This window comes from Pseudomonas sp. SID14000, from assembly GCF_002165135.1.
In the GTDB taxonomy this organism is placed as follows: Bacteria; Pseudomonadota; Gammaproteobacteria; order Pseudomonadales; family Pseudomonadaceae; genus Aquipseudomonas.
Genome location: NZ_NFZQ01000005.1, coordinates 265,540 through 274,440 on the forward strand (window position 1 = coordinate 265,540; position 8,901 = coordinate 274,440).

Annotated in this window: 13 protein-coding genes; 7 read left to right on the forward strand and 6 right to left on the reverse strand. The window is 62.0% G+C overall.

The genetic code is table 11. The features are described from left to right. Nucleotides 1–324: a YqjD family protein gene (locus tag CAY82_RS09820; protein ID WP_087501020.1), complete on the reverse strand. Its 324-nt coding sequence runs from the start codon at nucleotides 322–324 to the stop codon at nucleotides 1–3. Between the two features lie 150 nt (nucleotides 325–474). On the opposite strand from CAY82_RS09820, the gene CAY82_RS09825 reads away from it, so the two are divergent. Both CAY82_RS09825 and CAY82_RS09830 read left to right on the forward strand, forming a co-directional pair. Beyond that, entirely contained in the window at nucleotides 475–690 is a 216-nt protein-coding gene (locus CAY82_RS09825) for a dodecin (protein ID WP_013970282.1), read from the forward strand. A 102-nt stretch (nucleotides 691–792) separates the two neighbouring features. Further along, nucleotides 793–1,014 carry a DUF1161 domain-containing protein gene (locus tag CAY82_RS09830; protein ID WP_087501021.1) on the forward strand — a complete coding sequence of 74 codons (222 nt, stop codon included), beginning with the start codon at nucleotides 793–795 and terminating at the stop codon, nucleotides 1,012–1,014. 99 nt (nucleotides 1,015–1,113) lie between these two features. Here the strand turns inward: CAY82_RS09830 and CAY82_RS09835 are convergent, their stop codons facing one another. Next, nucleotides 1,114–2,118: an LLM class flavin-dependent oxidoreductase gene (locus CAY82_RS09835; RefSeq protein WP_087501022.1), complete on the reverse strand. Its 1,005-nt coding sequence runs from the start codon at nucleotides 2,116–2,118 to the stop codon at nucleotides 1,114–1,116. 152 nt (nucleotides 2,119–2,270) lie between these two features. Between CAY82_RS09835 and CAY82_RS09840 the strand changes: the two genes are divergently transcribed. Together CAY82_RS09840 and CAY82_RS09845 are read left to right on the forward strand one after the other, a co-directional pair. Then, nucleotides 2,271–2,696 (forward strand): OsmC family protein, encoded by a 426-nt coding sequence (locus CAY82_RS09840; protein ID WP_087501023.1) that lies wholly within the window; start codon nucleotides 2,271–2,273, stop codon nucleotides 2,694–2,696. 73 nt (nucleotides 2,697–2,769) lie between these two features. Then, nucleotides 2,770–3,003 carry a DUF1161 domain-containing protein gene (locus tag CAY82_RS09845; RefSeq protein WP_020191563.1) on the forward strand — a complete coding sequence of 78 codons (234 nt, stop codon included), beginning with the start codon at nucleotides 2,770–2,772 and terminating at the stop codon, nucleotides 3,001–3,003. A gap of 35 nt (nucleotides 3,004–3,038) precedes the next feature. Here the strand turns inward: CAY82_RS09845 and CAY82_RS09850 are convergent, their stop codons facing one another. Next, nucleotides 3,039–3,452, reverse strand: coding sequence for a hypothetical protein (locus CAY82_RS09850; protein ID WP_087501024.1), 414 nt, complete (start codon nucleotides 3,450–3,452; stop codon nucleotides 3,039–3,041). 54 nt (nucleotides 3,453–3,506) lie between these two features. Continuing rightward, on the reverse strand, nucleotides 3,507–3,920 hold the full coding sequence (locus CAY82_RS09855) for a hypothetical protein (protein WP_087501025.1): 414 nt from the start codon (nucleotides 3,918–3,920) through the stop codon (nucleotides 3,507–3,509). Between the two features lie 85 nt (nucleotides 3,921–4,005). On the opposite strand from CAY82_RS09855, the gene CAY82_RS09860 reads away from it, so the two are divergent. Next, complete coding sequence (locus CAY82_RS09860) at nucleotides 4,006–5,079, forward strand: aminopeptidase (protein ID WP_087501026.1); 1,074 nt, start codon at nucleotides 4,006–4,008, stop codon at nucleotides 5,077–5,079. 33 nt (nucleotides 5,080–5,112) lie between these two features. On the opposite strand, the gene CAY82_RS09865 is transcribed toward CAY82_RS09860, so the two are convergent. Next, a complete protein-coding gene (locus CAY82_RS09865) occupies nucleotides 5,113–5,763 on the reverse strand; it encodes an HAD family hydrolase (RefSeq protein ID WP_087501027.1) in 651 nt (216 codons plus the stop codon). Between the two features lie 122 nt (nucleotides 5,764–5,885). Next, entirely contained in the window at nucleotides 5,886–6,434 is a 549-nt protein-coding gene (locus tag CAY82_RS09870; protein WP_003261048.1) for a gamma carbonic anhydrase family protein, read from the reverse strand. Nucleotides 6,435–6,500: 66 nt separating this feature from the next. On the opposite strand from CAY82_RS09870, the gene prlC reads away from it, so the two are divergent. Then, the gene (prlC, locus tag CAY82_RS09875; protein ID WP_087501028.1) at nucleotides 6,501–8,588 is read left to right on the forward strand and encodes an oligopeptidase A; all 2,088 of its coding nucleotides are present in this window, start codon (nucleotides 6,501–6,503) and stop codon (nucleotides 8,586–8,588) included. Then, nucleotides 8,585–8,866: a YheV family putative zinc ribbon protein gene (locus tag CAY82_RS09880; RefSeq protein ID WP_013970292.1), complete on the forward strand. Its 282-nt coding sequence runs from the start codon at nucleotides 8,585–8,587 to the stop codon at nucleotides 8,864–8,866. Before prlC ends, CAY82_RS09880 begins: the two co-directional genes overlap by 4 nt. The last annotated feature ends 35 nt before the right edge of the window (nucleotides 8,867–8,901 follow it).

Here is an 8,901-nt window from a genome sequence, read left to right on the forward strand (position 1 = left end):
CTAGTTGCGCTTGCACAGCAGGTAGGCTGCCAGCAGGCCCAGCGCACCGATGGCAATACCCGCCGTGGTGTACGGGTGTTCCTGAGCGTAATCGCGTGTAGCGATGCCGGTTTGGCGTGTGCGGTGCTTTACTTCCTCGTAGGCATCGCTCAGCAGGCTACGGGAATGGCGGAGGGCGCTTTCGGCGTTGTTGCGGATGGCCTTCACCGACTTCTGGGACTCTTCGGAAGCATCATGCTTGAGATTCTCCAGGGTCTTCAGAAGGCTTTCGATTTCGGCTTCCATGCTTTCCAGGGACGTTTTACGCAGCGAATTGCGGTGCATGTCGACTCTCCTTCGCGTTGTGGGCTGTAGAGGTTGCGACTGCCTGGTGAAGCGAAAGTGCGATCGAACTTTCACCAACGGTGACAGCTCGCAGGTAAACCCGGCCTGCGCTGCTAGGCTGAATCTCACCGTTATTCAAGGAGAGCGCTCATGACCGATCATCACACCTACAAGAAGATCGAACTGGTTGGGTCTTCGACTACCAGCATCGAAGAGGCGATCAACAATGCCCTGGCTGAAGCAGGCAAGAGCATCAAGCACCTGGAGTGGTTCGAAGTGATAGATACCCGTGGCCATATCCGCGACAACAAGGCGGCGCACTTCCAGGTCACGCTGAAGGTCGGTTTCCGTATCGCCAACAGCTGAAACACTGCCGGGCTGGATGAACCCGGCATGATGGGGTATTTAGGAAAGGGGGCGCCTTGACGGGCGCCCTTTCCGATTTCATCTGCACAAGGAACGCGAGTGATGAACAAACTGATTCTTGCGCTGGGCCTGATGACCCTGGCCGGTGGAGCGCTGGCAGCGGGCAAGCCGTGCGAGGAGCTCAAGGCAGAGATTGCGGCCAAGCTGGATGACAAGGGGGTCACCGGCTACAAGCTGGAGATCGTCGACAAGGGCGACCCGGCCGGCAAGGTGATTGGCAGCTGCGAGGCTGGTACCAAGGAAATTGTGTACCGCCGCGGTTAACGGGTTGGATTCTTCACGGGTAAACCCGCTCCCACAGGTACGGTGCCGGTCTCAGGCCCTGTGATACCCCTGTAGGAGCGGGTTTACCCGCGAAGAAGGTCACTCAGTCTTGAGAGCCTGCGCCATCAGTTCATAGGACCGGATCCGGTCCGCATGCTCATACAAATCACAGGTAAAGATCAGTTCATCCGCCCCGGTCTGTTCCAGCAGCACTTCCACCTTGGCCCGCACCTTCTGCGGGCTGCCAATCATCGCCAGGCCGAGGAAGCTGCCCACCGCGTCCCGCTCATGAGGCAGCCACAACCCATCCATGCTTTCCACTGGCGGCTTCTGCATCAGGCTCTGCCCGCGAATCAGCGCGAGGATGCGTTGGTACACCGAAGTGGCCAGGTACTCGGCCTTTTCGTCGGTTTCCGCCACCACCATGGGGATGCCCAGCATCACATAAGGCTTGTCCAGCGTGGTAGAGGGCTTGAAGTGGTTGCGGTACACGCGGATCGCCTCGTGCATTAAGCGCGGCGCAAAGTGCGAGGCGAAGGCGTAGGGCATGCCGCGCATGCCAGCCAGTTGGGCGCTGAACAGGCTGGAGCCGAGCAGCCACATCGGCACCTCGGTGTCGTGCCCTGGCACGGCGATCACTTTCTGATCATCAGTACGCGGGCCCAGGTAGCGTGACAGTTCCTCGACATCATCCGGGAAGTCATCCGGGCCACCAGCGCGGTCGCGTCGCAGGGCATAGGCGGTCATCTGGTCCGAACCCGGCGCGCGGCCCAGGCCCAGGTCGATGCGCCCTGGGTACAGGCTGGCCAAGGTGCCGAACTGCTCGGCGATCACCAGTGGCGCATGGTTGGGCAGCATGACCCCGCCAGAGCCAACGCGAATGCTCGAGGTACCACCGGCCAGGTAGCCGATCAGCACCGCAGTCGCCGAACTGGCGATGCCGTCCATGTTGTGGTGCTCGGCCACCCAGAAGCGGTTGTAGCCAAAGCGCTCGACATGCTGCGCCAGGTCCAGCGAGTTGCGCAGCGACTGCGCCGGGCCGGCGTCGGCGCGTACCGGCACCAGGTCAAGGGTGGAAATCTTCAGGTCACGCAGCTGCGTCATGGAGCCTCCGCAAAGGTGTTTGGCCACAGGCCTTTTCAACTCTGTATGGGCACATTCGACGGATTCAATGCTTGACGTGCGATTGCTCTGAACTTGCCGTAGGCGGCTGGCCTCTGAAGCCATAAGCATGTAACCCGTGACCAGGAGGCATCATGAAAAAGACAGCATCGGCGATCTGGCAAGGTGGCCTGAAGGACGGTAAAGGCCTGCTTTCCACGGAAAGTGGCGCGCTCAAGCAGAACCCCTATGGCTTCAACACCCGTTTCGAGGGCTCCCCCGGGACCAACCCGGAGGAGCTGATCGGTGCGGCGCACGCCGGCTGTTTCTCGATGGCGCTGTCGATGATGCTGGGCGAGGCGGGGTTCACCCCGGACAGGATCGACACCGCTGCCGAAGTGACACTCGACCAGCAAGATGATGGCTTTGCCATCACGGCGGTGCATCTGGTGCTCAGGGCCAAGGTACCTGGGGCGAGTGAGGCGCAATTTTTGGAGATCGCCAACACGGCCAAGGCCGGGTGCCCGGTGTCCAAGGTGTTGAACGCGAAAATCAGCCTGGATGCGGCGTTGGTGGGTTGAAGCAGTGCAATGAGGGCGGTTTGCTGTAGTCTAAACAGCGTCGGCAGCACGCTGCCCTTTCAGGAGCCGTTTCATGATTCGCGTAGCAATCGCCGTGTTGGCTTCCCTGGTCGCCACATCTGCGCTGGCGGCGGTCAAGCCGTGCGAGGAGCTCAAAGCCGAGATCGAGGCCAAGATCCAGGCCCAGGGTGTTTCGTCCTATACCTTGGAAATTGTGCCCAACAGTGAGGTCAAGGACCAGAACATGGTCGTCGGGACCTGCGATGGTGGGACCAAGAAGATCATTTATCAGAAGAATGATCGGTAGATTCAGGATTTTGGGGCTGCAAAGCAGCCCCGGCATTACGGAATGCAGAACACCTCGCTAGGCTCGTTCACCACCACCTTGCGGCTGCCGTCATACAGCAGCACCTGCGGCTCCATCACCGGGGCCCGTGCCTCCAGGCGATAGCGTTCACCGGCCCTGAAGTCGTCAAAGCGTACGGTCAGGTAGCAGGTACGGTCCCTGGGCTGGGTCATGAGGCCTCCCCCATAGATCTCATAATCGAAGCGCACTACCAGTTCGTGCTTGCCCGGGGTCACCTGGAAGTAACGGCCATCATCCAGGCGCTGGCCGTCGAGTCGGTCGGCCATGATCAACCTGCCGGGAGTCATGGTGTACAGGTCGACCCAGGCCTGCTTGGGGTCGACGGGGGGCAAGGGGCTGGCGCAAGCCCCCAGTGCACTGAGGGCGATCAGCATCATGGGCTGGCGCATGGCAAGACTCCACTTGCGATTTACACGCTACAAGCATAGCGCCGTTTGTGCGATTCAGGTGCGCTGGCAGCCTGCAGGCAAGCCCTGGCCAACCAGTTTTTGCTGATGGTCGTAGAGTTTTATCCACGGGCGGAAACCGATGCTGCCAGCCTGCAGCTGGTAGCGCTGGCCGGCACTGAAATCCTTGAAGGTCAGCTTGACCTGGCAATCACGCCACAACGGCTCCTTGACCGGGCCGATATTGCTGGGGGTAACCGGAAACTGGTAGCGCACGGTCAGCTCGTGGCTGCCGGGTTGTACTTCGAAATAACGGCTGTCGGCCCAGTCGCGTTCATCTACCTGCACGGCGTGCAGCGAGGTGTTGTCGTAGGGCGTGAGGTCGATCCAGGCCTGGTTCGGGTCCGGGGCTGGCAAGGTCGAACAGGCGGATATCAGCAACAGTGAGCCGGTGACCAACAGTGCACGCATAGCGAAACGCCCCCTTGGCGAGATAGTCTTGGAGTGAATCGGCCTTGAGCGAGTCAGACAGTCCCGGATGCTTCGACTTATTCTTATGCAGCGCTCAGGCCCTGGGCCACTCGACCTTGTTTTCACCCGTTTGGTTCCGCTGCTGGCGGTGCTCCTGCTGAACGGTTGCAGCAACGCCGCCTACTATGGGCAGTTGGCCGAGGGCCAGTGGCAGTTGTTGCGTGCACGGCAGCCGGTGGAGCAGGTATTGGCCGACCCGGCCACCTCCGCACAATTGCGCGCGCGCCTGGAACATGCCAGGCAGGCACGGGCATTTGCCAGCCAGCAGCTGAAGCTGCCGGACAACCGCAGCTACCGGGTGTATGCCGACCTTCGCCGGCCCTACGTGGTGTGGAATGTGTTCGCCACCCCCGAGTTGTCGTTGCAGCCGGTAACGCACTGCTTCCCGATCGCGGGGTGTGTGGCCTATCGCGGCTATTACCAGCAAGGCGCGGCGCGTGGGGCGGCGGCGTTGATGCGCCAGGACGGCATGGATGTGTACGTGGGCGGCGTGGAGGCCTATTCGACCCTGGGATGGTTCGACGACCCGATCCTGTCGTCGATGGTCGGTTGGAGCGACGAGCGCTTGGCCACGCTGATCTTCCATGAGCTGGCCCACCAGCGTTTCTATGTGCAGGATGACACCGAGTTCAACGAGTCGTTTGCCTCTTTCGTCGAGCAGGAAGGCACGCGGCAATGGCGCGTGGCGCGAGGGCTTGCTGCGGTTGGAGGGGAGCAAGGGCAGCAGCGTGAGCAGTTCATCCGGCTGGTACTGACCAGCCGCGAGCGGCTGCAGACGATTTATGCCGGGCCTTTGGATGATGTGCAGAAGCGGGCGGCCAAGCAGGCAGAGTTCGAGCGACTAAGGCGGGAATACCGGCAGCTGCGGGATGGCCAGTGGGGTGGTGACAAGCGTTATGACGCCTGGATGTATGGGCCGATGAACAATGCCAAGTTGTTGCCGTTCGGGCTGTATGACCAGTGGGTACCGGCGTTTGCGGCGGTGTTCCGCGAGGTTGACGGGGATTGGGCGCGGTTTTATCAGCGGGTGGAGCAGTTGGGGCGGTTGCCGATTGAAGAGCGGAAGGCGGCGTTGCGGCGGTTGATGGTTCGCCGGTGAGATTTTGGGGCCGCCTTGCAGCCCCAATAGCCATCAAGCCTTGAGAAATGCCTGATGCATCTCGGCCAAGGTAGCAAAGTGGTAGGCCGGCTCTTCGGCCATCAACTCTTCCTGGCTACCAAACCCGTACCCCACCGCCACTGCCTGCAACCCATTGCTGCGCGCACCGATCAGGTCATGCTTGCGGTCGCCGATCATCAGCGTCTGCGCCGGGTCCAGCCCTTCTTCATCAAGCAGGTGGCGAATCAGCTCGACCTTGTTGGTGCGCGTGCCGTCCAGCTCACTGCCGTAGATCACCTTGAAGTGGTGGTCGAAGGCGAAGTGCCGGGCGATTTCACGGGCGAATTCCCACGGTTTGGAGGTGGCGATGTACAGCGTGCGGCCCTGGCCGTTCAGGGCCTCGAGCAGCTCCGGTACACCTTCGAATACCAGGTTTTCGTACAGGCCGGTGACGCTGAAGCGTTCCCGATAGAAGTTCACCGCATCCCAGGCCTTGGCTTCGTCGAAGCTGTAGAACTGCATGAAGGCCTGCAGCAGGGGTGGGCCGATGAAGTGCTCGAGGCGGGTCAGGTCCGGCTCGTCGATGCCCAGCTTGGCCAGGGCATACTGGATCGAGCGGGTGATGCCCAGGCGCGGGTCGGTCAGGGTGCCGTCCAGGTCGAAGAGGATGTTTTGCTGGTGCATTTGCAGGGTTCCACTTTGAATGCTGAGTGGTCTTCTTCGCGGGTAAACCCGCTCCCACAGGGATATCACAGGGCCTGAGGCCGGCGCCGTACCTGTGGGAGCGGGTTTACCCGCGAATGCGGTCATTCCGGTTGGTCGTAGCCTTCGGCCAGGTGCTGGTCCTTGAGCTTCACGTAGTTGCTGGCGCTGTAGGCGAAGAATGCGTGTTCCTGGTCGTTCAGCAGCCGGGCCTGTTTCACCGGGCTGCCCATGTACAGGTAGCCACTGACCAGGCGCTTGCCTGGCGGCACCAGGCTGCCGGCGCCGATGATCACTTCGTCCTCGACGATAGCGCCGTCCATGATGGTGCTGCCCATGCCGACCAGGATGCGGTTGCCCAGGGTGCAGCCATGCAGCATGACCTTGTGGCCGATGGTCACTTCGTCACCGATGATCAGCGGGAAACCGTCCGGGTTGAAGGGACCTGCGTGTGTGATGTGCAGCACGCTGCCGTCCTGCACGCTGGTGCGCGCGCCGATGCGGATGCGGTGCATGTCGCCGCGTATCACGGTCAATGGCCAGACCGAGCTGTCTTCACCGATTTCCACGTCCCCCAGTACTACCGCCGAACGGTCGACGAAGGCCCTGGGCCCAACTTTCGGAGTGTGTTGCTGGAAGCTTCGGATGGCCATGATAGCGTCTCTCATCTGTGCCGATAGGCAGGCTGCCTGCTGCGGTCGGCGTCGATTGTAATTAAGATGGGGCAGTGTTTCTTCTGCCAAGGTATCCAAACCGTGAGTGCGAACAACCCGCTTCTGCAGTCCTACGATCTGCCGCCCTTCTCGCAAATCCGTGCCGAACACGTGTTGCCGGCGATCGAAGCGATCCTGGCCGACAACCGTAAAGCCATTGCCGAGATCCTCGAAAAGCAGGGCAAGAACCCGACCTGGGCCGGCCTGGTACTGGCCATGGATGAGCTGAACGACCGCCTAAGTGCTGCCTGGAGCCCGGTCAGCCACCTCAACGCGGTGTGCAACAGCGCGCAGCTGCGCGAAGCCTACGAGTCGTGCCTGCCGGCGCTGAGCGCCTACTCTACCGAACTGGGCCAGAACCGTGCGCTGTTCGAAGCCTATCAGGCACTGATCGACAGCCCCGAGGCCGCCGGCTTCGACGTGGCGCAAAAGACTATTCTCGAGCATGCCCTGCGTGACTTCCGCCTGTCGGGTATCGACCTGCCGGCGGAAAAACAGCAGCGCTACGCCGAAGTGCAGAGCAAGCTCAGCGAGCTGGGCAGCCGTTTCTCCAACCAGTTGCTCGACGCCACCCAGGCCTGGACCAAGCACGTTACCGACGAAGCCGCGCTGGCCGGCCTGACCGATTCGGCCAAGGCGCAGATGGCTGCCGCAGCCCAGGCCAAGGGCCTTGACGGCTGGCTGATCACCCTGGAATTCCCCAGCTACTATGCGGTGATGACCTACGCCAGCGACCGCGCCCTGCGCGAAGAGCTGTACGCTGCCTACTGCACCCGTGCTTCGGACCAGGGCCCGAATGCCGGCCAGTTCGACAACGGCCCGGTGATGCAGGAAATCCTGAGCCTGCGCCAGGAACTGGCCGAACTGCTGGGCTACAAGAACTACGCCGAGCTGAGCCTGGCCACCAAGATGGCCGAGTCCAGCGACCAGGTGCTGAGCTTCCTGCGTGACCTGGCCAAGCGTTCCAAGCCGTTCGCCGCCCAGGACCTGGAGCAGCTCAAGGCCTATGCCGCCGAGCAGGGCTGCCCTGAGCTGGCCAGCTGGGACGCCGGCTACTTCGGTGAAAAGCTGCGCGAGCAGCGTTACAGCGTTTCGCAGGAAGCCCTGCGCGCCTACTTCCCGATCGACAAGGTGCTGAGCGGCCTGTTCAGCATCGTGCAGCGCCTGTACGGCATCGAAATCGCCGAGCTAAAAGGCTTCGACAGTTGGCACCCAGATGTGCGCCTGTTCGAGATCAAGGAAAACGGCCAGCACGTCGGCCGCTTCTTCTTCGACCTCTACGCCCGCGCCAACAAGCGTGGCGGCGCCTGGATGGATGGCGCGCGTGACCGCCGCCGCACAGCCGCTGGCCAGTTGCAGAGCCCGGTGGCCAACCTGGTGTGCAACTTCACCCCGGCCGCGCCCGGCAAGCCGGCGCTGTTGACCCATGATGAAGTCACCACCTTGTTCCACGAGTTCGGCCACGGCCTGCACCACATGCTGACCCGCATCGAGCATGCCGGTGTATCCGGCATCAACGGCGTGGCCTGGGACGCTGTCGAACTGCCGAGCCAGTTCATGGAAAACTGGTGCTGGGAGCCGGAAGGCCTGGCACTGATCTCCGGCCATTACGAAACCGGTGCGGCCCTGCCCCAGGACCTGCTGGACAAGATGCTGGCGGCGAAGAACTTCCAGTCGGGCATGATGATGGTGCGCCAACTGGAGTTCTCGCTATTCGACTTCGAGCTGCACGCCACCCATGGCGACGGCCGTAGCGTGCTGCAGGTGCTCGAAGGCGTGCGCGACGAGGTGTCGGTCATGCGCCCACCGGCGTACAACCGCTTCCCCAACAGCTTTGCGCACATCTTCGCTGGCGGTTATGCAGCGGGCTACTACAGCTACAAGTGGGCCGAGGTGCTGTCGGCTGATGCCTTCTCGCGCTTCGAGGAAGAAGGCGTGTTGAACGCCGAGACCGGTCACGCCTTCCGCGAGGCGATTCTGGCACGCGGTGGTTCGCGCGAGCCGATGGAGCTGTTCGTCGACTTCCGTGGCCGTGAGCCTTCCATCGATGCCTTGCTGCGCCATAGTGGCCTGAGCGAGGACGCTGCAGCATGAGCGAGGTAGCCGTGAACAAGACCAAGAAACGCTTCATTGCCGGGGCGGTATGCCCGGCGTGCAGCGAGACCGACAAGCTGATGATGTGGAACGAAGACGGTGTACCACACCGAGAGTGCGTGGCCTGCGGCTTTACCGACACCCTCAACGAGCAAGGTCTGTCGGTGCCGAAGGAACTCGGCACCCGGGTCAACCATCTGGAACCGAAAGCCGCGCCGGCCAAGGTACAGACCGTGCAGTTCTTCCCCAACCCGAAGCTGAAGAAGCCGGCTGAATAAAGCTGTCATGCCGCCCGGGCGCCGTGCCCGGGTGG

What these genes read in the sequence shown, in the direction of transcription:
- CAY82_RS09860 (WP_087501026.1), top strand. Translation starts at nt 4,006, where the DNA reads ATGCAGCGCTCAGGCCCTGGGCCACTCGACCTTGTTTTCACCCGTTTG.
- CAY82_RS09880 (WP_013970292.1), top strand. Translation starts at nt 8,585, where the DNA reads ATGAGCGAGGTAGCCGTGAACAAGACCAAGAAACGCTTCATTGCCGGG.
- CAY82_RS09840 (WP_087501023.1), top strand. Translation starts at nt 2,271, where the DNA reads ATGAAAAAGACAGCATCGGCGATCTGGCAAGGTGGCCTGAAGGACGGT.
- CAY82_RS09830 (WP_087501021.1), top strand. Translation starts at nt 793, where the DNA reads ATGAACAAACTGATTCTTGCGCTGGGCCTGATGACCCTGGCCGGTGGA.
- CAY82_RS09820 (WP_087501020.1), bottom strand. Translation starts at nt 324, where the DNA reads ATGCACCGCAATTCGCTGCGTAAAACGTCCCTGGAAAGCATGGAAGCC.
- CAY82_RS09870 (WP_003261048.1), bottom strand. Translation starts at nt 6,434, where the DNA reads ATGGCCATCCGAAGCTTCCAGCAACACACTCCGAAAGTTGGGCCCAGG.
- CAY82_RS09850 (WP_087501024.1), bottom strand. Translation starts at nt 3,452, where the DNA reads ATGCGCCAGCCCATGATGCTGATCGCCCTCAGTGCACTGGGGGCTTGC.
- CAY82_RS09835 (WP_087501022.1), bottom strand. Translation starts at nt 2,118, where the DNA reads ATGACGCAGCTGCGTGACCTGAAGATTTCCACCCTTGACCTGGTGCCG.
- prlC (WP_087501028.1), top strand. Translation starts at nt 6,501, where the DNA reads ATGGGGCAGTGTTTCTTCTGCCAAGGTATCCAAACCGTGAGTGCGAAC.
- CAY82_RS09845 (WP_020191563.1), top strand. Translation starts at nt 2,770, where the DNA reads ATGATTCGCGTAGCAATCGCCGTGTTGGCTTCCCTGGTCGCCACATCT.
- CAY82_RS09825 (WP_013970282.1), top strand. Translation starts at nt 475, where the DNA reads ATGACCGATCATCACACCTACAAGAAGATCGAACTGGTTGGGTCTTCG.
- CAY82_RS09865 (WP_087501027.1), bottom strand. Translation starts at nt 5,763, where the DNA reads ATGCACCAGCAAAACATCCTCTTCGACCTGGACGGCACCCTGACCGAC.
- CAY82_RS09855 (WP_087501025.1), bottom strand. Translation starts at nt 3,920, where the DNA reads ATGCGTGCACTGTTGGTCACCGGCTCACTGTTGCTGATATCCGCCTGT.